General features: G+C 63.3%; 21 protein-coding genes. 10 read left to right on the forward strand and 11 right to left on the reverse strand.

What is annotated here, in order from left to right; translation table 11 throughout:
- Positions 1-97: 97 nt before the first annotated feature.
- Both D4Q51_RS09640 and D4Q51_RS09645 read left to right on the forward strand, forming a co-directional pair.
- Positions 98-3,325, forward strand: coding sequence for an autotransporter outer membrane beta-barrel domain-containing protein (locus tag D4Q51_RS09640; protein WP_120077558.1), 3,228 nt, complete (start codon positions 98-100; stop codon positions 3,323-3,325).
- A gap of 147 nt (positions 3,326-3,472) precedes the next feature.
- Positions 3,473-3,709, forward strand: a complete 237-nt coding sequence (locus tag D4Q51_RS09645) for a hypothetical protein (RefSeq protein WP_162925281.1) — start codon at positions 3,473-3,475, stop codon at positions 3,707-3,709.
- 26 nt (positions 3,710-3,735) lie between these two features.
- On the opposite strand, the gene D4Q51_RS09650 is transcribed toward D4Q51_RS09645, so the two are convergent.
- The 6 genes from D4Q51_RS09650 to D4Q51_RS09675 form a co-directional block, all read right to left on the reverse strand.
- Positions 3,736-4,503 (reverse strand): competence/damage-inducible protein A, encoded by a 768-nt coding sequence (locus D4Q51_RS09650; protein ID WP_120077560.1) that lies wholly within the window; start codon positions 4,501-4,503, stop codon positions 3,736-3,738.
- Positions 4,500-6,008, reverse strand: coding sequence for a flavin-containing monooxygenase (locus D4Q51_RS09655; RefSeq protein ID WP_120077561.1), 1,509 nt, complete (start codon positions 6,006-6,008; stop codon positions 4,500-4,502). The genes D4Q51_RS09650 and D4Q51_RS09655 overlap by 4 nt, the downstream gene beginning before the upstream one ends.
- A gap of 94 nt (positions 6,009-6,102) precedes the next feature.
- The gene (gene folD / locus D4Q51_RS09660; protein WP_120077562.1) at positions 6,103-6,963 is read right to left on the reverse strand and encodes a bifunctional methylenetetrahydrofolate dehydrogenase/methenyltetrahydrofolate cyclohydrolase FolD; all 861 of its coding nucleotides are present in this window, start codon (positions 6,961-6,963) and stop codon (positions 6,103-6,105) included.
- Between the two features lie 42 nt (positions 6,964-7,005).
- The gene (gene folD, locus D4Q51_RS09665) at positions 7,006-7,932 is read right to left on the reverse strand and encodes a bifunctional methylenetetrahydrofolate dehydrogenase/methenyltetrahydrofolate cyclohydrolase FolD (protein WP_120077563.1); all 927 of its coding nucleotides are present in this window, start codon (positions 7,930-7,932) and stop codon (positions 7,006-7,008) included.
- Positions 7,933-7,957: 25 nt separating this feature from the next.
- Positions 7,958-8,806, reverse strand: a complete 849-nt coding sequence (gene purU / locus D4Q51_RS09670; protein ID WP_120077564.1) for a formyltetrahydrofolate deformylase — start codon at positions 8,804-8,806, stop codon at positions 7,958-7,960.
- The gene (locus D4Q51_RS09675) at positions 8,806-9,681 is read right to left on the reverse strand and encodes a methylenetetrahydrofolate reductase (RefSeq protein WP_120077565.1); all 876 of its coding nucleotides are present in this window, start codon (positions 9,679-9,681) and stop codon (positions 8,806-8,808) included. The genes purU and D4Q51_RS09675 overlap by 1 nt, the downstream gene beginning before the upstream one ends.
- Before the next feature lie 139 nt (positions 9,682-9,820).
- Here D4Q51_RS09675 and D4Q51_RS09680 point away from each other — a divergent pair, with 139 nt between their 5' ends.
- The 3 genes from D4Q51_RS09680 to D4Q51_RS09690 all read left to right on the forward strand — a co-directional run bounded on the left by D4Q51_RS09680 (position 9,821) and on the right by D4Q51_RS09690 (position 12,748).
- On the forward strand, positions 9,821-10,522 hold the full coding sequence (locus D4Q51_RS09680) for an alpha/beta fold hydrolase (protein WP_120077566.1): 702 nt from the start codon (positions 9,821-9,823) through the stop codon (positions 10,520-10,522).
- 68 nt (positions 10,523-10,590) lie between these two features.
- Positions 10,591-12,015: a syringate O-demethylase gene (gene desA, locus D4Q51_RS09685; RefSeq protein WP_120077567.1), complete on the forward strand. Its 1,425-nt coding sequence runs from the start codon at positions 10,591-10,593 to the stop codon at positions 12,013-12,015.
- Between the two features lie 97 nt (positions 12,016-12,112).
- Entirely contained in the window at positions 12,113-12,748 is a 636-nt protein-coding gene (locus D4Q51_RS09690; protein ID WP_120077568.1) for a hypothetical protein, read from the forward strand.
- Between the two features lie 3 nt (positions 12,749-12,751).
- Here the strand turns inward: D4Q51_RS09690 and D4Q51_RS09695 are convergent, their stop codons facing one another.
- Both D4Q51_RS09695 and D4Q51_RS09700 read right to left on the reverse strand, forming a co-directional pair.
- Positions 12,752-13,531, reverse strand: coding sequence for an IclR family transcriptional regulator (locus tag D4Q51_RS09695; protein WP_120077569.1), 780 nt, complete (start codon positions 13,529-13,531; stop codon positions 12,752-12,754).
- 50 nt (positions 13,532-13,581) lie between these two features.
- Complete coding sequence (locus D4Q51_RS09700) at positions 13,582-14,709, reverse strand: cobalamin-independent methionine synthase II family protein (protein ID WP_120077570.1); 1,128 nt, start codon at positions 14,707-14,709, stop codon at positions 13,582-13,584.
- A gap of 139 nt (positions 14,710-14,848) precedes the next feature.
- Between D4Q51_RS09700 and D4Q51_RS09705 the strand changes: the two genes are divergently transcribed.
- The 5 genes from D4Q51_RS09705 to D4Q51_RS09725 all read left to right on the forward strand — a co-directional run bounded on the left by D4Q51_RS09705 (position 14,849) and on the right by D4Q51_RS09725 (position 18,361).
- The gene (locus tag D4Q51_RS09705) at positions 14,849-15,238 is read left to right on the forward strand and encodes a nuclear transport factor 2 family protein (protein WP_120077571.1); all 390 of its coding nucleotides are present in this window, start codon (positions 14,849-14,851) and stop codon (positions 15,236-15,238) included.
- A gap of 10 nt (positions 15,239-15,248) precedes the next feature.
- On the forward strand, positions 15,249-15,998 hold the full coding sequence (locus tag D4Q51_RS09710) for an SDR family NAD(P)-dependent oxidoreductase (RefSeq protein WP_120077572.1): 750 nt from the start codon (positions 15,249-15,251) through the stop codon (positions 15,996-15,998).
- 2 nt (positions 15,999-16,000) lie between these two features.
- Entirely contained in the window at positions 16,001-16,531 is a 531-nt protein-coding gene (locus D4Q51_RS09715) for a DUF3237 domain-containing protein (RefSeq protein WP_120077573.1), read from the forward strand.
- 192 nt (positions 16,532-16,723) lie between these two features.
- Complete coding sequence (locus D4Q51_RS09720; protein ID WP_240624665.1) at positions 16,724-17,671, forward strand: sensor histidine kinase; 948 nt, start codon at positions 16,724-16,726, stop codon at positions 17,669-17,671.
- A 168-nt stretch (positions 17,672-17,839) separates the two neighbouring features.
- Positions 17,840-18,361 (forward strand): DUF1097 domain-containing protein, encoded by a 522-nt coding sequence (locus tag D4Q51_RS09725; protein ID WP_120077575.1) that lies wholly within the window; start codon positions 17,840-17,842, stop codon positions 18,359-18,361.
- Positions 18,362-18,422: 61 nt separating this feature from the next.
- Here D4Q51_RS09725 and D4Q51_RS09730 read toward each other — a convergent pair whose 3' ends face one another.
- Genes D4Q51_RS09730 through D4Q51_RS16045 form a run of 3 tightly spaced genes read right to left on the reverse strand, consistent with a single transcriptional unit; the run spans position 18,423 to position 20,032 of the window.
- On the reverse strand, positions 18,423-18,845 hold the full coding sequence (locus D4Q51_RS09730) for a hypothetical protein (protein WP_120077576.1): 423 nt from the start codon (positions 18,843-18,845) through the stop codon (positions 18,423-18,425).
- A complete protein-coding gene (locus D4Q51_RS09735) occupies positions 18,842-19,882 on the reverse strand; it encodes a hypothetical protein (RefSeq protein ID WP_120077577.1) in 1,041 nt (346 codons plus the stop codon). The genes D4Q51_RS09730 and D4Q51_RS09735 overlap by 4 nt, the downstream gene beginning before the upstream one ends.
- Positions 19,883-19,906: 24 nt before the next feature.
- Complete coding sequence (locus D4Q51_RS16045) at positions 19,907-20,032, reverse strand: hypothetical protein (RefSeq protein WP_276309490.1); 126 nt, start codon at positions 20,030-20,032, stop codon at positions 19,907-19,909.
- Between the last annotated feature and the right edge of the window lie 6 nt (positions 20,033-20,038).

Here is a 20,038-nt window from a genome sequence, read left to right on the forward strand (position 1 = left end):
CTGTTGATATAATCTTCGACTTCTGTTCACATGGTCTTCATTGGGTCTCTTGGGGCGATGGTGCTCCGGGACTTTCTCACCAAAGGGGACACCGGCCATGAATCGCGCATTCGTCACAAAACTTGCAGGCTCCATTTCCGTCGTCGCAGCTTCCGCCGTGCTGGCACAAGCCGCCCACGCACAGGGTGCGGGCCAGCATGCCGGCCTCAAGGTTCTGGACGAATCCGGCGTGGTCGTGACGGATGGCACTGACCTGCTCCTGCCGCCGCCGGAAGGGGCGTACGATTCCACGCAGGATGTTACCGGCGTCGGCCAGATGGTGACGCAGCCCGATCCCAATTCGTTCGCCGTCGGCCTTTGCACCGGCACCCTCATCAACCCGCGCACGGTCATCTTCGCGGCGCACTGCGTGAACGATATTGCTGCCGAAGATTACGGTGCGGCCAGCGGCGGCGTGCCGATCAGCTTCGGCTTCAGTGCCGACAACCTCCCCGCCGCGCGCGACTGGCTGGGCGTGTTCGGCAACACGCCGTACCAGTCGAACCCCGATCTCAATATCTACAACGTAGAACAGGTCTGGTACGATCAGCGTTCGGTGGAACTGGGCTTCCTCGAAGCCGACGTCGCGCTGGCCACACTCGATACCCACGCCGATGGCGTACCGATCTGGACGATGCTGTTCTCTCCCCTGACCGAAGAGACGCATGTCCTGATCAACGGCTACGGTCGTTCGGGAACGGGCTCGGCCGGTGACGTCAACGGTGTCGATTTTCGCCGCCGGATTGCCGAGAATGTCGTTTCCGTCCTCGGTTCGCTGAACGACCGGAACGAGTGGTTGTTCGGCCCCGGTGACTATGGTCTTCCGCAAAACCTCTATCAGACCGATTTCGACAGCCCGGAAGGCGAAGCGGGCTTCGGCGTTACCAGCTTCGATTTCGACGTGTTCAACGGCACCGCGCTGCCCAATGAAGGCTCCACCGCTGGGGGCGACTCAGGCGGCCCGCTGATCGCAGACGAGAAGTTCGACGTTCCCGTGATCCTCGGCGTCTTGTCGGGCGGTTCGCGCTTCTTCGACGCGCAGCCATCCTCCAGCTACGGCACGACCAGCTTCTACCAGCCGCTGTTCATGTTCTGGGAATCTATCGTCGCGAACAACAGCTATGTCTATGTCAGTGCAGAGGGCGGGACATCCAACTGGAACAATCCCAACCACTGGGTGCAGGATATGGACCCGGCCTATGCCGTAGAAGTCGACGGTGAGCTTCAGAATGCCCTGCCGGGCTTCGCGCAGCCCGGTATCTCCGGGGAGACGCCGCAGTTCGGTGAAGTCTGCTTCCAGGCCGATTGCACCGACCTTGCCGATGGCAGCGTTCCGCTGGAAAGCACGGGGCTGAACAGCATTTACGTTCCCGGCGGACCCGGCACGACCGGCTTCGTGCCGGACAACGTCGTGGGCGATCCCTCGCAGGGCATCAAGGCGCGCTACTACGAGGTGACTCTGGACCAGGCAGGTGCAACCATCCTCGGCGACAGCAAGACCATCGACCGCCTGAACATTGCAGGGCAGGCTGCCCTGCTTGTGCGCGGCGGTGGTGATCTGTTCGTCTGGGGCGACTACACGCAGACCGGCGGCCTTCTCGACCTCGACGGCAGCCTGCGCACGGGTGAGGCCTTCATCAACGCCGGTTTCCTGTCGGGCACGGGCTTCTTCGACCCGACCTACCTCACGGTGGCACAGGGCATCATCGCACCCGGTGACATCGGCAAGCCGGGCACGCTCACCATTGCGGGCGATGTCATCCTCTCCAGCGCGTCGGTCACGATTTTCGACCTGCTGAAGCGTGGCGGCGACACGCTGGCCATCGTCGGTGATGCCGACAACGCCGGGATCGCCTCGCTGGGCGGCACCGCGGCTTTCGCGCTGGGCACCAAGGGTCAGACCCCGCGCTGGGGCCAGAGCTTCGAAGTCCTCACTGCCGAGGGCGGCGTGCAGAACGAGTTCGATACCGTGGTGACGATGGGCGTGGGCGTGCTCTATCCCGAACTCACCTACAATGAGTTCGACGTGACGGCTGAGATCAAGGCCGGCTCCTTCGTGAACTACCTCTCCACCAGTGGCATCAGCGACCAGTATGCGCTCGCCTTCGGCAACGCCTTCGACAGCCTGCGCATGTCGAACTACGCCGACCTATCCGGGATCTACGGTGCCATTGACGTGATGGGTGCGGCTGATGTGGCCGCTGCTTTCGGTGCCAACTCGGTGGCCGCCACGGGCAACCTGTCAGTTTCCGACGAGCGACAGGGCAGCTACGTTCGCACGCTGGTGGGCGATCGTCTGTCCATGCTCGGCCAGAAGCAGAACGCCGGGCGTATCCGCCTGTCGGGTACCACCGCGGGCTACACCGGCACGGGCGAGGTTTCGCCTGCCGCCGCGTCGCAGATGTCGTTTGCCAGCAACTACCATGGCGGCAACATGGAAGGGCTGGTCCTGCCAGATCACATCAGCGGCTTCATGTCCGTCGGTTATGATCGCAAGAACGAACTGGGCGGGACGGACGCCGTCGACCAGAGCGGCACCTGGAACATGGCGATGGGCCTGGAAATGGCGATCGACGATGACAGCGTGGTCGGCACGGCAGTCGGTTACTCGCGCGGGCAGCGGCAGATGTCGGGTGCGCTTGCCTCGCTCGATACCAGCCAGATGGCGCTCTACGGTTCGCACCAGCTTGGCGGCGGCATGTATGTCGGCGGGCAGGCGTCCTTCGCCTTTACCAAGCTCGATGCCAGCAGCCGCGTGAACAGCAGCCTCGCCGCCGGTTTCGCGGTCGACAGCACGGCCAGCTCCTACGCTGCCGATGTGGAGCTTGGTTACAACCACCAGCTGGGCGACCTCACGCTCACCCCGCGCACGCGCATCGGTTATTCGCGCTATGCGGTAGACGGGTTCCAGGACAGCCGAGCGCAATTCGCCATGGCCGTCGACGGCGTGAGCCGTGCCGGTGTCGACTGGCGCACGGGCCTGAAGGTCGCCGGCGAAACCCGCATGGGCTTTGCCAGCGACTGGGTGGTGCAGCCGGAGATCCAGGCCGAATATGTGCGCCGCCTCAGCGGTAACAGCACCGATATCGACCTGCACTTTGCCGAGGCTGCCCACGTGAACCTCAACCTGCCGGTCAACCTGCACGATGCCTCCTACGGCGAGGTGCGCGGCGGCGTGAACTTCAGCAACGGGCCGATCACCATCGGCGCCGCTGTGGAAGCCCGCGTGGCACAGGACACCTATCGCGACGACCGCGCGACGGTGAACTTCAGCTTCAGCTTCTGAACGCTGCGATAGCGATATCGAGAAGGGGGGCGGGGAAACCTGTCCCCTTTTGCGTGCTTGCCCATACCGGCTCTTCACGAAGTAATGGTCGGGGTTTTTCGGAAACTTGACCCAAGCGCCGCGTTGATTTTCCGAAAGGAAATTCCAATGGCCGGAAGATTGATGTTCATTCTCGTCGCCGTAGCGGTAATCTTCGGACTGTCCGTTTGGGTGGATAATCGCATAGCCGCAGGGGCGGGTGCGCTCCTGCTGCTAGGCGCTCTCATCTACGGCTATGTGCAGACCAAGCGCACAACACCCGCGCAGGACGTGCGCTCCGAACGTGGGGCACGGAAGTTGCGAGAGGAAATCGTCGAAGACGAAGAAAGGCGCGGAACGCGCTGACCGAGGCCCCGCTTTCGACGCGGGCTTCAGATTCCGCCCGGCGTGAAATCGAAGCCTGCTTCGGCCAGCGCTTCGCTGAGCGTATCGACCGCGCTTTCCAGCACTTCGCGGCTGGTGGAGCGGATCACGAAGTTCGAGCCGACCCGCCCCTCGCGGAAGAACGGATAGCTGCCGATCTGACAGCCTTCGTGTGCCTTTTCCACTTCGCGCAGGATATCGGCGACTTCGGTTTCCGGAATGAACCCGCCCACGGTTTCGCTGATCAGCGGCGCTCCGCCCTCCAGTTGGCCTGTCAGCCCGTCGAGCATCTGCGCGGTGATGTGCGGCACACCCGCCATCAGGAACAGGTTTCCGTGGCGAATGCCGGGTGCGCCCGACATGCGGTTGGGGATGAGGTCGGACCCTTCGGGCACCCGCGCCATGCGCAGCCGCGCCTCGGTGAGGCCGCCGGGCCTGTCCTTGTAGTATTCGCGCAGGATGGCGTGCGCTTCGGGATGGATGACCACGGGCACGCCCAGCGCGGCGGCCACCGCATCGACGGTGATATCGTCGTGCGTCGGCCCGATCCCGCCGGTAGTGAAGACGTAGTCGTATGCGGCGCGCAGGGCGTTCACCGCTGCGGCAATGGCCTCCATGTCATCCGACACCACGCGCGCCTCGGTCAGGCGAATGCCCTGCACCTGCAGCCAGCTGGCGACCTGTGCGATGTTCTTGTCGGCGGTGCGGCCCGAGAGGATTTCATCCCCGATCACCACCATTCCGGCGGTCCAGACCTTTTCTGCTGCTTGGCTCATTCGGCGGCAATCTTCTCGTGTTCGGCCGCGCCTTCGTGTTGCGAGGCGGTGGGCGCTTCGCAAAACCGGAGCACGCCGTCGGCGACCGGGCGGCTCTGGAAGTCCCGACGGTCTTCCAGGTAGTTGTGTGCAAGGGTCCAGGGGCGCTCTGCCGCGACCTTGGGCATCATGTCCTTCGCTCGGTTGAGATAGCCGGAGGTGTAGTCCCACGGCTCCACGGCTTCGGGCTCGTCCTCCGGCGCGAGTTCGGGAACGGCGATGTCCGCCCCGCGCCGCGCCATTTCATTCAGCACTTCGCAGGCATAACGCGCATTGCAATCGGCCCGCAACGTCCAGCTGGCGTTGAGGTAGCCGAAGACGAAGGAGAGGTTCGGCAAGTTGGAGAACATGGTGCCGCGGTAGAAGAAGTGCTCCGGCCACTCGACCGCCTCGCCATCCTTCGAAACCTCGACCTTGCCTGCCAGCACTAGCCGCAGGCCCGTGGCGGTGATCACCACGTCGGCCGGCACGTAGTCGCCCGATTCCAGCTTGATCCCGTCTGCATCGAACCCGGCGATGTGATCGGTAACAACGCGCGCCTTGCCCGCTTTCATCGCCTCGAACAGGTCGCCGTCGGGCACCAGGCAAAGGCGCTGCTGCCAGGGGTTGTAGGGCGGCTCGAAATGCTTCGGGTCGTAATGCGGGCCTAGCTCGTCTTTCAGGCGGCCCCTGATGAGTTCTGCCAGCCGCTCGGGCTTGCGCCGCGAGAGGTTGAAGAAATAGCTGCGCAGCGCGATGTTCTTCCACCGGGTGAGGCGGTATGCGAACTTCTCCGGAAACCAGCGCAGAAAACGCTGGCTCCACACGTCCTGCCGTGGCCCTGCACCCATCCATGTGGGCGTGCGCTGAAGCATGGTGACGCTTTTCGCCTTGTCGGTCATGGCGGGCACCATCGTTACCGCGGTCGCGCCCGAGCCGATGATAACCACGTCCTTGCCCGAATAGTCGAAATCCCGAGGCCAGAACTGCGGGTGCAGCACCTCGCCGCCGAAGTCGCCGATACCGGGAATGTCGGCCTCGTGCGGCTTGTCGTAATCGTAATAGCCGCTGGCGAAGTAGAGCCAGCGCGCGGTGGTGACGGTCTGTCTGCCATCGGCTCCGCGCGCCGTGATCGTCCAGCGCGCCGTCATCGAATCCCAGTCGGCGGAGAGTACTTCCTGACCGAAACGGATGTTCTTGCGGATGCCGCGTTCGTCGGCGATGCGATTGAGGTATTCCAGGATGCTCGGCCCGTCGGCGATCGCATCCTCGTGCCGCCACGGCTCGAAATTGAAGCCCAGCGTGTGCATGTCGGAATCGGAACGCACACCGGGATAGCGGAACAGGTCCCACGTGCCGCCGATCTCGTCGCGCCGTTCGAGGATGGTGTAGCTGCGGTCAGGGCACATCATGCCGACGTGCGCGGCCATGGAAATGCCCGATATGCCTGCGCCGATAATGCAAATGTCGGTGTCTGGCTGGGGCATTGAATTCCTGTCTGTCTGCGCGGCGATGCTAGGCACTACTCATAGGGCGAGAACTCCGATCGGCAAAGGGTGGCTTTGGCCCGTGAGCCTCTGTTCAACCGGATAGGGCCTTCGCCGCCTGCACCGTGTTGGCCAGCAGCATGGCGATCGTCATCGGCCCGACGCCGCCCGGCACCGGGGTGACGGCGCGGGCGTGCTGCACCTCGTCGAAGGCGACATCGCCCACCAGCTTGTTCTTGCCGTCCTTGCCCTCGATCCGCGTAATTCCGACATCGATCACGATGGCGCCTTCCTTCACCCAGTCGCCTTTCACCATTTCCGGGATGCCGGTGGCCGCGACGATGATATCCGCCTGGCGTGCCTTGCCGGGCAGGTCGCGGGTCTTGCTGTGGGCGATCGTGACGGTGCAGCCTAGGGCGGTGAGCATCATGGCAACGGGCTTGCCGACGATGTTGGAGCGGCCGATCACCAGCGCATCGAGACCCTCGAGGTCCGGCTCCACCGATTGCAGCAGCTTGATGCAGCCGTGCGGCGTGCAGGGCCAGATGCCTCCTGTTCCGGTAGATAGTCGACCGACGTTCACCGGATGAAATCCGTCGACATCCTTGGCTGGATCGATGGCGTCGATCACCGCGCGCTCGTCGATATGACCGGGCAGGGGGACCTGCACGAGGATGCCGTGGACGTGCTCGCTGGCGTTCACCCGGTCGATCAGCGCGAGCAATTCCTCCTGCGTGGTGCTTGCGGGCAGGCGATGCTCGGTCGAGCGCATGCCGACCCTGTCACACGCCTTTACCTTGTGCCGAACGTAGACGTCGCTCGCCGGGTCGTCGCCCACGAGGATAACGGTGAGGCCGGGCCGGTTGTGGCCGGCCGCCACCAGCGCCTCCACATCGGCCTTCGTCTGTTCGTCAATGCTGCGCGCGAGGGCGCGCCCGTCGATTGTTTCTGCCATGTGCAAACATTCGACCAGCGAATGCCGCTTGGCAAGCGAAGCTCAATCGGCGGTGTACATGCTCCGGTCGGGCGCGTCGGCGTAATCGTCCCCGCGCTCGGCAATTCCATACCCCATGAGATTGCGCGCGGCCTGCACCGTGTTGGCCAGCAGACAGGCGATGGTCATGGGGCCGACGCCGCCGGGGACGGGGGTCACGGCCCTGGCGTGCTGGACCTCGTCGAACTTCACGTCGCCCACAAGCTTCGTCTTGCCGTCCTCGCCCTCCTTGCGGGTGATGCCGACATCGATGATCACCGCGCCATCCTTCACCCAGTGGCCCTTTACCAGTTCCGGTGCACCAGCAGCAGCAACGATCACGTCCGCCTGGCGGCAGATTTCGGGCAGGCCGGTGGTGTAGATGTGGGTGACGGTGACGGTCGCCTCGGCATCCAGCAGCAGGTTTGCCACCGGTTTGCCGACGATGTTGGACTTGCCGATCACCACCACGTCCTTGCCCGTCAGATCGGGGATGACGCTTTTCAGCAGCATCATCACGCCCAGCGGAGTGCAGGGCACGATGCCACCCGTACCGGTGCTGAGGCGGCCGACGTTGACCGGGTGGAAGCCGTCCACATCCTTTTCGGGCGAGATCGAACGCAGCACGAGGCGCGTATCGATGTGATCGGGCAGCGGCACCTGGCACAGGATGCCGTGAACGTCGTCGTCCTTGTTGAGACGGTCGATCAGCGCCAGCAGGTCTTCCTGCGAGGTATCGGCGGGCAGGCGATGCTCGGTGGAACGGATGCCGACCTTTTCGCACGCCTTGATCTTGCGGCGGACGTAGACTTCGCTGGCGGGGTCCTCCCCCACCAGGATCACCGTCAGGCCGGGGGCGGAGTGCCCAGCCGCGACCAGCGCGTCGACCTCGGCCTTGGTCTTTTCGTCCAATTGGCGCGCGATCGCGCGGCCATCGATAATGTCCGCCATTTCCGGCAAAACTCCCGTCAACTTGTTATTCGAATACGACCGTGCGGTCGCCGTTCAGGAAAACCCGATCCTCCAGGTGCGCGCGCACGGCTTTCGCCAGCACGCGCCGTTCCACATCGCGGCCCTTGGCGACAAGATCGTCCGGGCTTTCGGCGTGGCTCACGTTCTCCACGTCCTGCGCGATGATTGGGCCTTCGTCCAGATCGTCTGTCACGTAGTGGCTGGTTGCCCCGATCATTTTCACGCCGCGGGCATAGGCCTGATGGTAAGGCTTGGCGCCCTTGAAGCCGGGCAGGAAGGAGTGGTGGATATTGATGCAGCGGCCAGACAGGTGCTTCGACATGTCATCCGAGAAGATCTGCATGTAGCGCGCCAGCACGACGAGGTCGGCGCCGGTCTCCTCCACGATCTTGCGAACCTGCGCTTCCTGCTGCAGCTTCGTCTCCTTGGTGATCGGCAGGTGGTGATAGGGAATATCGCCGATCAGCGAGGTGGTCAGCTTCTCTCGCGGATGATTGGAGATGATCGCGGGCACCTCCATGTTGATCTCGCCGATGCGCATCCGGTAGAGCAGGTCGCCCAGGCAATGGTCGAACGCGCTCACCATCAGGATGACCTTCGGCACCCAGCCGGGTTCGCGCAGGTCCCACTCCATCTCGAAATTCTCGGCAATGGCGGAGAAGGCATCGCGCAGGGACGCGACGTCGTTATCCTGCGGATCGAACACCAGCCGCATGAAAAACCGCCCGGTTCTCCGGTCGGAGAACTGCTGCGCTTCCTCGATGATGCAATCGCGATCGGCCGTGAATGCAGTCACGCGCGCCGAGATGCCGGTGCGGATGGGGCAGGCTAGGCGGAGCGTTGCCGTCGCCATTACTGGTGCCGTGCGTCGTAATCGTTGATCCATTCGGCAGAGGCGGTGAGCGCGCCGAAGGGGTAGAAATGCAGGCGCACGCGACCGTGGCGTTCGGTCAGCTTCTGGCCGAGGCTGTCCACCAGCTTGTCCGGACCAGCCTTGCCGACGAGATTGGTGATTGAAACACCGTACTTCTTCATCACGCTGGCAGACGCGCCAACGCCGCAACGCTTGGCAAAGCCGAGCAGGCGCTTGATCCCGGCGGGGCCGGGCACGCCAAGGCGCACGGGTACGTCGATGCCGCGCTCGCGCATTTCGGCGAGCCATTCGACGATGGCATCGTCATCGAAAGCGAACTGGGTGACGACCAGCGGCGTCATGCCGTGGGCGCGCACCGCGTCGATCTTCTTCTGCATCCACACCCACAGGTCATCCTTGCTGACGTTGGGGTGGCCTTCGGGGTGTCCGCCAACGCCGATCACTTCGTAGCCGTACTTTTCCAGCAGGCCGGTCTCGATGATCTGCAGGCTGTCCTCGAACGGGCCTTCGGGTTCGGGCGGGTCGCCGGCGATCACGAAAATGCGCTTGGCCTTCGCGCGCTCGGCTGTTTCGCGCAGGTAATAGTCCAGTTCCTCGTGGCTCTTGATGCGGCGCGCGGAGACGTGGGCGATCGGCTCGAAACCCAGTTCGCGCACAAGGCACGACGCCTCGATGCGCTGCTCGATTTCTTCACCGGGAAGGAAGGTGACGGCGATCTGCGTGTCGGGACGGATCAGCGGCGCGGCCTCGCGCAGGCCATCGATCTCTTTTGCCGTCATTTCCAGCGAATAGCCATCGACCATGTTCTCGGCCGGCTTTTCCCAATTGGGATGGATCGTCTCGTAAGATGCCATGTCACTCTCCTGGTGCGGACTGCCCGCCAACCACTCCGGCAGGCCCGAATTATTGTCGAGATAGGCCCTAGCCTAAAGTGACAAATTCGTATAGATGAAATTTTCAAGAACGCGAAGAAAGTGAGGGGAAGCCGCCGAAATGCTCATGTTCCTGCCTGGTCTCATCTGCGATTCGCGCATCTATGCGCCGCAGCAAGCCGCCTTTCCCGACGGACTGGTGGTGGATGGCTATGGCATGGCCGACTCGCTGGCGGAGATGGCGCGGATCGCGCTCGCCCAGGCGGATGAGCGTGGCGTTGAGAAGCTCGACGTGTTCGGCCATTCGATGGGCGGGCGCGTCGCGATGGAGGTTTTCCGCCTTGCGCCGCAGCGCGTCCGGCGCCTCGCGCTGGTGTCGACCGGCATTCACCCCGTGGGCGAGAACGAGCCGGCCAAGCGCGCCGATCTGCAACAAGTCGGCTACGACAACGGGTTCGAGGCGCTGGTCGATACCTGGCTGCCGCCGATGGTGGCAGACGCCAATCGTGATACTCCCGAATACGCCACGATGCGCGACATGTGCCTGTCGAAAGGCCAGGCCACGTTCGACGCGCAGATCAAGGCGCTGCTGGGCCGCCCGCCCTTCGACGACCTTCTCAAGCAGGTGCGCTGTCCGACGCTGGTGATGACCGGCGAACTGGACGCCTGGGCGCCCCCTTCGCAGCACGAGACGATCGCGGCGGCCATTCCCGGCTCGAAACTGGTGGTGGTGCCCGGCGCGGGACACATGATCCAGCTCGAAGCGCCCGACGCGGTGAATGCCGCCATCGCCGACTGGCTGGCCCAGCCTGCCGGGGATTAGGCCCGCCGACGACTGAATTCTCGAATACCTGAACTATCGCAACCTTCCCCAGAGAGAGGAACTGAAAGATGAGTGAGACACTGCAACAGAAGCTGGACAGCAAGGGCGACATCGTCGAATTCCTGCGCAACCAGCAGCTTGGCCCGAACCCCTATCCCGGCGTTCCGGCGGAATATTCAAACTGGCGCAACGAACAGCGCGCCTGGGCCGAAAGCGCCGTGCTTTTCAACCAGAGCTATCACATGGTGGAACTCTACGTGCGCGGCCCCGATGCCATGGCGCTGCTGGAATACACTGCCATCAACAGTTTCAAGAACTTCGCCGTGAACAAGGCGAAGCAGTACGTTCCGGTCACCCCGGACGGCTACGTGATCGGCGACGTGATCCTGTTCTACCTCGACGAGAACGAGTTCAGCCTCGTGGGCCGTGCCCCGGCAATCGAGTGGGTGGAATTCCACGCCCAGTACAAGAAGCCCGACGGCAGCAAGTGGGACGTCGAAGTCGAGCGTGACGAGCGCACCGCAATGCGTAACGACGGCAAGCGCAAGAACTATCGTTTCCAGCTTCAGGGCCCGAACGCCATGAAGATCCTGGAAAAGGCCATGGGCCAGACCCCGCCGGACCTGAAGTTCTTCAACATGGCTCACGTCGACATCAACGGCAAGGACGTGATCGCGCTGCGTCACGGCATGGCTGGCCAGCCGGGTTACGAACTGTTCGGCCCCTGGGCCGATTACGAAGCCGTGCACTCCGCACTGGTGGAAGCCGGCAAGGACCACGGCCTCGCGCTGGTGGGTGGCCGCGCCTATTCGTCGAACACGCTGGAATCGGGCTGGCTGCCTTCGCCGCTGCCCGCGTTCTACACCGGCGACAGCGAGATGATGAAGGACTTCCGCACCTGGGCATCGGGCAAGTCCTATGCCGGCATGTGCTCCATCGGCGGCAGCTACGTTCCCGACAGCATTGAGGGCTACTACCTCACGCCGTGGGACATCGGCTATGGCCACATCGTGAAGTTCGACCATGACTTTGTCGGTCGCGAAGCTCTCGAGAAGATGGCTGATCAGAAGCACAAGCAGAAGGTCACGCTGGCTCTCGATAACGAAGACATGATGCGCGTCCTCTCCTCGCTCTATGCCGAGGGCGACCGCGCCAAGTACTTCGAGTTCCCGAGCGCCGTTTACGCCATGCACCCGTTCGACGAAGTAAAGAACGAAGCTGGCGACGTGATCGGCGTCTCGACCTGGGTCGGCTACTCCTCGAACGAAGGCAAGATGCTCACCCTCGCCATGATCGATCCCGACGAGGTCGAAATGGGCAAGGAAGTGAAGCTGGTGTGGGGCGAGCCGAACGGCGGCACCTCCAAGCCGACGGTCGAGCCGCACGTGCAGACCGAGATCAAGGCCGTCATCAGCCCGGTTCCCTACTCCAACGTCGCCCGCACGGCCTATGCCGACAGCTGGCGCGCCAAGGGTGTCGGCGCCAACGCCTGATAACGCGTTTCCCGGTTGGGAGGGGAAGGGGCGACTTGCGCAAGCAGGTCGCCCCTTTTGCTTGCGACAAGTGCCCCGATTGCGCCATGCTGCGCGAATGGTTGCACGACTTTTTCTTTTCTTCGCGGCTCTTTGTCTCTCTGTGCCTGCCTTCGCGGACGATCACGACCCGTCGCTGGAGGGGCACTGGGCCTTCCGCATCGGTGATGCGACGATCTTCGTTTTTTCTCTCGAGCAGCAGGACGATGGCGGCTGGGAAGGCGCGTGGACCCGGCCGGCCGAAATCGACAGCAACGGCGTTATCTTCCGCGCCATGGCCGGGCAACAGACCGTGCGCCCGCTATCGACTTCCGAGCGTGATGGCGGGTTGCAGCTGACTTTCGCCGGTCCCGGCGATACCGCGCGCAATGATGTTCTGCGGTTCCGGCAGTCCGGGGAGAACCGCGCCGAGCTGAACTACGTGGGGATCCCGGGCGATCCCTACCCGCTCGTCCGCGTTGCACCGGATACGCCTCTGGGTCCGTTTGACGAGGTGCGTATCTACGATCGCGACCACGCGGTGACCGAAGCAGAATACGTGGCACAGGCCGAAGAGCCGTCCGTAGCGGAGGCCGCAGGCGTTGTTGAAGAAGCGGATCCCGGGAATGCCGAGGAAGCGACGGAGGCTGACGAGGAAGCCCAGAGCGATGAGGAGCCTCCCCGCATCACGGCCGATTTCCTTGACGACCTATAAGCCTTAGCCGCCTTCCAGCAGCGAGGCGGTCTTGTCGAGCATGTTGCGGACACGCTGCTCCGTAGCGTCATCCACGCGGACCTTGGGCATGGCGACCGAGATGGAACCCACCGGATTGCCGTCGATCATCACAACCCGCGCGATCCCTTCGATCCCGCGGGAGAATTCCTCGTTGGTGGTGGCAAAGCCGGTTTCGCGGGACTCGGCAATCTGCGCGCGCAGTGCTGTTTCCTCGGTCACGGTCATCGGGGTGAACGCTTCGCGCGTCGTTTCCGCGAAATAGCGATCGAGGTCCTCTTCCGGCAGGGCCGCCAACAGCACCTTGCCCGCCGCCAGCGCGTGCATCGGCAGGCGCTGCCCGCTGGGGACGGAATAGCGCAGGGCCTGTTCGCTGCTCTCGGTAACGATCGCCTCGATTTCCCAGCCCTCGCGAATGAAGAAGCTGGTGGTTTCGTCCAGTTGCATCCGCAGCGTGCGCACCAGCGGTGCGGCGCGGTCGCGCAAGGTGTAGTGCCCGCCGGTCGTCTGGAGCCGCGCAAGGCCCGGCCCGGCGGAATAGCGCCGCCCATGCCGCTCCAGGTACTCCCGCTCCACCAGCGTGGAAAGCAGGTAGGAGAGACTGGACACCGGAATGGCCAGCGCTGTCGCGATCTCCTGCGCAACCAGCGGGCGATCGTGAGCGACGACATACTCGATGATGTCGAGCGTGCGCGTGGCCGATTTTACCTGGCTGTTTTGCGCAGGAGCACTCGATGCCGCAGTTCTGGTGGTCGCTTCCGCCATGCGAAAGCTATTTCATATATACGAAAATTACGCAAGAGTGAAAATACGGGTCAGCCAAGTCTTTCGTCAGCGATATCCGCCCCATCGCGAAGCGCGCGCAGTTTGGCCCATGCCACCTTCGGATCGATCTTGCCATATCCGGCGAAAGTGCCGAAGCCGCAGTCCGTACTGGCGATCACCCGGTCCTTGCCCACGATGGCCGCGAACCGTTCGATGCGCTGGGCGATAAGCTCTGGCGTCTCGACGTAGTTGGAGCAGGTATCCACCAGACCGGGTGCCAGCACCTTTTCGGCAGGCAGGTCCGCTTTCGCCCACACCGCCCACTCGTGTTCGTGGCGGGGGTTGGCGGCTTCGAACAGGATGGTGGCGGGGCGCGCGCTCAGCACGACGTCGAGAATCGTCTCCAGCGGAATGTCGTGCGTGTGCGGCCCTTCGTAGTTGCCCCAGCAGACGTGCATCCTCATCATCTCTGGCGCGATGTTCTGCGTCGCCTCGTTCAGCGCGTCCACATTGGCGCGGATCGCGGCGAGGAACTCGCTCTCGCTCATGTCCTGGTAGCCGGTGTGCCGGCTCATCGCGAGGTCCGGGCAGTCTAGCTGAAGTTGCAACCCGGCATCGACGATCGCCTCGTACTCGGGCCGCATGGCTGCCGCGAGATCGGCAAGGTAGGCGTCGTGGCTGGGATAGTACTGATTCGGCTGGAACGCCGTGATCAGGCCCGGCGATGCCGAATTCAGGAACGCTTCGGTGCCGTTTCCCTCAGCTTCCAGTGCGGCTTTGAAGCGGCGGATATCGTCGTGAAGAGGTTGCAGGTTGACCAGTTCCACCTTGTCGATGGCGCTGGCCCGCGTGAACTCCTGGCTGCCCATGATGTGCGACAGTTTCTTGGCAAGGTCCGGCACCTCGGCAAGGTCCTTCGCGGGCTTGCGCGGCGTGTGTCCGCCAAAGCCGGAAAGCCGCTCGATGATGTAGGTGGAATAGCCCACCTTGCCCAGTTCGCCGTCGCTGACGACAGACACGCCCGCCGCCACCTGTTGGCGCACCGCCTCGGTGACGGCGTCCTGCACCACGCGGTCGAACTCCTCCGCGTCGTATGGCTCCCCCTTGTCGCGAGCGAGAAGGAGTGGAACGAGTTGCTCCCCGCGCGGCAGGCTGCCGACATGGCTGGTCTTGATCATTTGCGCCTCATTTCATGCACGTGAAGCTTTCGCAAGGCCGAACTTTGAAGGTGACGATGATCCTCAAGACCGTTGCCCATAATCGTAACGCTCGTTAACGTCCGTCGGAAATGCTCATGGATGAGCAGGGGAGAGAGAAATGAGCCGAACGCCCGAGGAAGAGGCGAACCTGGCGCTGGTGGTGGCGATGTTCGAAAAGATGCTGGTGCCGCTCGATAGCAGCCGCGTCGACGATTACATTGCCGAGGATTACATCCAGCATCACCAGAACGTGGAGCCGGGGCGGGAGGCGCTGAAGAGTTTCCTCGACTGGGCGAAGGGCCAGCCCGGGGAGGCGGAGCAGATTCTCCACCGCGCATTCGTGGATGGCGACCACGTGATGCTGCACTACCACGTGATCCGTCACGAGGGCGATCCGGGCTTCGCCGTCATGGACATCTTCCGTGTGGAAAATGGCAAGATCGCCGAGCACTGGGACGTGATGCAGGATGTCGATCCGGGCCGCCTCAACCCTCTGTCGCCATTTTGAGGAACTGCCGATGAGATTCAAAAACAAGATCGTCCTCGTCCTCGGCGGCAATTCCGGCATGGGCCTCGCCGCGGCGCAGGCCTTTGCAGCCGAGGGTGGCAAGGTGCACCTCACGGGCCGGGACCAGTCGACCATCGATAGCGCGGTCGCCAGCATCGCGGGCGCAATTGGCTACAGGTCCGACATTTCCGATCCCGCAGCGACCGAGCAGGTCGTGAAAGCCATCGAGGACACCGATGGCCGGATCGACGTGCTCTACATCAATGCCGGCGTCGGCGGGTTCGCACCCTTGCGGGGCATTACCGAAGAGGCGTGGGACCATACGCACTCGATCAACCTTCGCGGCTGCGTGTTCGCCTTGCAGAAGGCGGTGCGGATCATGGGCAGGGGCGGCTCTGTCGTCGTTACCGGTTCGATAGGCGCCCACGGCGCGCTGGAGGGCAACGGGGCCTATGCTGCGGCAAAGGCGGGGCTGTTCATGGCGATGAAGGTGTTCGCCAAGGAACTGGTGGCAGAGGGCATCCGCGTCAATGTGGTCAGCCCCGGCCCCATCGACACGCCGCTGCTCTATCGCAATCCCGGCATGACGGACGATCAGGTGGCGCGTCTGAAGGAAATGATGATCGCCAACATCCCGATGAAGCGGATGGGCGAGAGCGAGGAAGTGGCGAAGGCCGTATTGTTCCTCGCCAGCGACGATGCGAGCTTCATCAGCGGCGCGAACCTCTTCGTCGACGGCGGCCTGATAGAACTGGGATAGACATGACCGACTTCAAAGACACTACCCCCTTCAACGGGCCGTTCAGCGAACTGGACAACCCGCGCATGGAATTCGTCATGGAAGTGCGGCTGACTTTTCCCGAAGTCTACACCATCACTCCCCATCCGAACGGCGGAATGCGCAGCGCCGTGCTAGTGAAGGGCGGCACCTTCGAGGGACCGCACCTGAAAGGGCGCGCCGTGCCCGGTTCGGGCGGGGACTATGCGTACTTCCGGCCGGACGACGTAGCCGTGTTCGATGCGCGCTACTTACTGGAGGAGGACGACGGCACGGTGATCCTTCTGCACAACAAGGGTTTCCTCTGGGGCCGCCAGCCCGATACCATGCAGCGCCTTCGCGACTGGGCCTTTGCCGATGGCGAGCCGGTGCCACATCCGGAGTATTACCTGAGAGGCAACCCCACGTTCGAATGCGCCGTGGGCAAGCACGACTGGCTGACAAAGCACGTCTTCATCGGGGTGGGAGAGCGCCGCAGCGACGGCAACAGGTTGCGGTATTACGCCCTGACTTGAGTTGCAGACACTGAAAACACTCAACTTTCTGAATTCGTTCCCGATTTGACTCGCGAATACCTCCCAAAGGCTGTATCCCTTTCGACTTGGAGCGATCATTTCCGCGTCGCCCGGAAAGGCTGATGCAGCATGCATCGCGTTGCCAACTTCGATGTTGCCAGGCAATTTCACAGCAAGCGCCTGGGCTTGTTCATGAAGATTATGTTCGGCTTGGGCTGCGCGCTTGCCATGGTGGGCATGCGCGTGATGCTGGACGTGTGGGCCGAAGCTTCGGGGCCGTTCGCGCTGGTCTATCCCACGGTGCTGATCGCCACCCTGTTCGGGCACTGGCAGGCGGGCATCACGGCATTCACCGCCAGTTTCCTGTGGGCCTGGTATTTTGCCCTTGCCCCGATACGGGCATGGGGCTTCGAAGTCGCGACAGACCCGTCGCGCGTTGCCATCAATGCCTCAGCCGTCTTGATCGTGCTGGTGCTGGCCGAGGCGTTCCGGCGCGCAGTATCCAATGCCCTCAACGAACGCGACCAGGAGATCGAGCGGCGGGTCATCCTGCAACAGGAACTCGAGCACCGGACCAAGAACAACTTCGCACTCGCCGCCAGCCTGCTGGAAATGCAGAAACGGCGTGAGGAGCAACCGGAGGTATCCGCCGCGCTGGAAACCGCGATTGCCCGCATTCACTCGTTCTCCTCTGCCTATTCGAACCTTGCCCTGACGCAAGGGGAGGGGGCGATGGTCTCGATGCAGGATTACCTCGTCGACGTGGTCGACCGGGTGACGCGCGGCGCGTTCATGGAAAACGTGCGGGTGGAGGTCGACAGCGGCACCGCCGATTGCGTGATGCCGCGCGAGGTAGCCGTCGCCATCGGGCTGTTCACGAACGAGGCACTGACGAACTGCGCGAAATACGCCTTCCCTGACGGGCGGGACGGTAAGGTCACGGTGAAATTCGATGGCAGTGGCGACACATGGTCGCTGGCGATCGAGGATAACGGCGTCGGCACTTCCACTAGCGCGCAAGGCTCCGGCATCGGCGAGCGCCTGTTCGCTGCCTTCGCACAGCAGGCGCAGGCGGAATATCGCGTCGATGCAAAACCCGGCGGACGGGCGCTACTGCTCGCCAGCCACTCCGTGAATTGAAGCGACTTTTGGAGGGCTGAAGTCCTTTGCCGCAATCAGATTGCTCATGTCCGCCGCCTCCGTGAGTCCACAGGGTGATGCGTCGTCGTATGGACTCTCCTGCAAATTGACTTAGTCTTTCCTCCCGGCAGCCCGACAAGAGGCTGCGTCAAGGAGAGGGGAACAATCATGACTGCATATCTTGCGCTCGCATTTTCGGTGGGCCTGCTGGCCATTCTGGACACCTGGCTGTTCGGGGTTCCGCTGGCGAGCTTCCTGCCCGGTCTCGTATGGATCAGCTTCGTCGCCTGGGGCTGCCACTTCCATTCGGGCGGCGGCATCAAGGGCATGACGACGGCGATTGTCGGCATGAGCTTCGGCGCGCTTGTCGGCATGGTCGCCGTGATCCTAGCGGGCGGCGCGCTGGCTGGTCTGGGCGACCTTGCTGCACCCGTGGCCGTGGGCCTCGGTGCTCTTGTGATCTGTCTCGCCAGCGCCGTGCCGTTTCTCGCGACGATCCCTGCCAGCGTCTATGGCTTCGCGTCGATCGCCGGACCGATACTGCTCGCTGGAATGGCTCCGACGGAGGCTATCGTGCCGACCGTCGTATCCATCATCATCGGCGCCGTGTTCGGCATCGTCTCGGAGAAGCTCGCCGGTGCGCTGACGAAGAAGGACGTTGCCGCAGCCGCGGCCGAACCTGCTGAATAAGGCACTGTTGCCTGAAATGGCGAACGGGGGCCCGCTTCGGCAGCCTCCGTTCGCCTGCGGGCTATCTTGTTCTGGCGGAAGAAAGCGAGTGGTCAGGCGTGCCTCTCCAAACGAGGAGCGGCACGAAATAGTGCCGCCAGGGCCAGGCCAGCACCACGTTGAATACTACGGTCAGCGCGCCGAAGACATACTCGATCAGGCCTTCATCCAGCACGAAGTTCCAGTAGACGATCACGAAATTGATCGGCGCAATGGCGATGACGCTCAGCGGCATCAACCGATTGGCGAGGATCAGCAGGCCCAGTACGATCTCGGCCACTTTCACGCAGGTCATCAGGCCGGAATCGATCATCGCGAGAGAGAAATCGATCGCGGCCTGTTCCTGTCCCAGCGGCTGCCACGCGGGATCGATGAAAGGCATCGCGCCGGAATAGACCCACCAGCCGCCGAAAATTACCCGGCTGGCGTGATAGAGCCACTTCACCTGACGGGCACTCCCTCGCTCGGTTCCTCGCCCTGTTCGATCCAGGCCTGCGCGCGCTCTTCGGCGAAGCGCGGGCTGGTGGCGGTGATGTAGCCGCGGATCTGCACGTTGCCCTCGTGGCAGGCATATTCGTACATGCCGTAATCGTCCTCCCGCAGCCACGGCAGGTCGATCTTGTAATGGCCTTCCATCACGACGGGGTCGCGCACCCAGGCTTCGTAGTGGATCTGGTTGTCGTTCATCAGAGTAAGGTGTTCGGTAATGCGGAGCTGATCCGAATTGGGTGCGGGCCCCATGGACATGCCGGGACGGAAATTGGTGGTTTCGATCACCAGCTTATCGCCTTCCCAGTGCCCCGCCGAATAGCCGAGGTCATACTGCACGTCGGGCGCCGGAGGCTCGCGCCCGTCGAGGTAGACGAGCCGCGTCTCGTGGATCATCTCGAGGCTGATCGCGACAAGGCCGGGTGCCTGAAAGATCTCGATCCCGCCGTTGTAGGCGCCGGGCAGCATGGAACCGGGCATGCCCCGCGTCAGGCAGCGGTCGAAGATGCCGAAATCGTTCATGCTCTCGAACACGTCGGTGTTCCAGCTCGTGCGCTCGTTCGCCTTCCATTCCTGCCCCTGTGCGGTCAGCGGCGGGTAGCGACCGTTGGCGGGTTCCACCACCATGCTCGACTGGCGCAGCGGATGGCCGAATTCGGCCCAGTGGCCCATTGCCATCAGGCCCGCCTTGTCCTCTTCCTCGTACCGGTCAAGATCGCTGTCCGCGCGGGCGAAGGCACGCTCGTATTCCTCGTCTGTCAGGAAAGCACGTTCCCCCAGCGCGGGGCTGCGCTCGCGCGGGGTGCGGCCGAGGTAATCGACCGGCCACTTGCCGCGAAGGTCCGGATCGCCCCACTGCGTGCGCGGCATCGTCCAGCCCTCTGGCGGCGGTTCGAACCGCGCCGCCATCTGTTCCTCGAACGATGAGTCCTGCGCGCCCAGCGGCGATGCCGCCAGCGCGCACGTGGCCAATGCCAGCACGAGTTTTCTCATGCACCTCTCCCCTCTGGGCAGAGCCTATGCGGCATCGCGCGGCGCGGCAAGACTGCGCGCTGCAATCGCTTCGGCACATCCAGGATGCAGTTCGTCGCCGCAAGCCTGCGGCCCGATGAACCGTGCTTCCACGGCCGGTTCAGCGCGCACGTGCGA

It is taken from the genome of Aurantiacibacter odishensis, from assembly GCF_003605195.1.
Classification (GTDB): domain Bacteria; phylum Pseudomonadota; class Alphaproteobacteria; order Sphingomonadales; family Sphingomonadaceae; genus Alteraurantiacibacter; species Alteraurantiacibacter odishensis.

What these genes read in the sequence shown, in the direction of transcription:
- D4Q51_RS09735 (WP_120077577.1), bottom strand. Translation starts at nt 19,882, where the DNA reads ATGAGAAAACTCGTGCTGGCATTGGCCACGTGCGCGCTGGCGGCATCG.
- D4Q51_RS09645 (WP_162925281.1), top strand. Translation starts at nt 3,473, where the DNA reads ATGGCCGGAAGATTGATGTTCATTCTCGTCGCCGTAGCGGTAATCTTC.
- D4Q51_RS09655 (WP_120077561.1), bottom strand. Translation starts at nt 6,008, where the DNA reads ATGCCCCAGCCAGACACCGACATTTGCATTATCGGCGCAGGCATATCG.
- folD (WP_120077562.1), bottom strand. Translation starts at nt 6,963, where the DNA reads ATGGCAGAAACAATCGACGGGCGCGCCCTCGCGCGCAGCATTGACGAA.
- folD (WP_120077563.1), bottom strand. Translation starts at nt 7,932, where the DNA reads ATGGCGGACATTATCGATGGCCGCGCGATCGCGCGCCAATTGGACGAA.
- D4Q51_RS09650 (WP_120077560.1), bottom strand. Translation starts at nt 4,503, where the DNA reads ATGAGCCAAGCAGCAGAAAAGGTCTGGACCGCCGGAATGGTGGTGATC.
- D4Q51_RS09705 (WP_120077571.1), top strand. Translation starts at nt 14,849, where the DNA reads ATGAGCCGAACGCCCGAGGAAGAGGCGAACCTGGCGCTGGTGGTGGCG.
- D4Q51_RS09720 (WP_240624665.1), top strand. Translation starts at nt 16,724, where the DNA reads ATGAAGATTATGTTCGGCTTGGGCTGCGCGCTTGCCATGGTGGGCATG.
- D4Q51_RS09680 (WP_120077566.1), top strand. Translation starts at nt 9,821, where the DNA reads ATGCTCATGTTCCTGCCTGGTCTCATCTGCGATTCGCGCATCTATGCG.
- D4Q51_RS09690 (WP_120077568.1), top strand. Translation starts at nt 12,113, where the DNA reads ATGGTTGCACGACTTTTTCTTTTCTTCGCGGCTCTTTGTCTCTCTGTG.
- purU (WP_120077564.1), bottom strand. Translation starts at nt 8,806, where the DNA reads ATGGCGACGGCAACGCTCCGCCTAGCCTGCCCCATCCGCACCGGCATC.
- D4Q51_RS09640 (WP_120077558.1), top strand. Translation starts at nt 98, where the DNA reads ATGAATCGCGCATTCGTCACAAAACTTGCAGGCTCCATTTCCGTCGTC.
- D4Q51_RS09695 (WP_120077569.1), bottom strand. Translation starts at nt 13,531, where the DNA reads ATGGCGGAAGCGACCACCAGAACTGCGGCATCGAGTGCTCCTGCGCAA.
- D4Q51_RS09710 (WP_120077572.1), top strand. Translation starts at nt 15,249, where the DNA reads ATGAGATTCAAAAACAAGATCGTCCTCGTCCTCGGCGGCAATTCCGGC.
- D4Q51_RS09725 (WP_120077575.1), top strand. Translation starts at nt 17,840, where the DNA reads ATGACTGCATATCTTGCGCTCGCATTTTCGGTGGGCCTGCTGGCCATT.
- D4Q51_RS09675 (WP_120077565.1), bottom strand. Translation starts at nt 9,681, where the DNA reads ATGGCATCTTACGAGACGATCCATCCCAATTGGGAAAAGCCGGCCGAG.
- desA (WP_120077567.1), top strand. Translation starts at nt 10,591, where the DNA reads ATGAGTGAGACACTGCAACAGAAGCTGGACAGCAAGGGCGACATCGTC.
- D4Q51_RS09715 (WP_120077573.1), top strand. Translation starts at nt 16,001, where the DNA reads ATGACCGACTTCAAAGACACTACCCCCTTCAACGGGCCGTTCAGCGAA.
- D4Q51_RS09700 (WP_120077570.1), bottom strand. Translation starts at nt 14,709, where the DNA reads ATGATCAAGACCAGCCATGTCGGCAGCCTGCCGCGCGGGGAGCAACTC.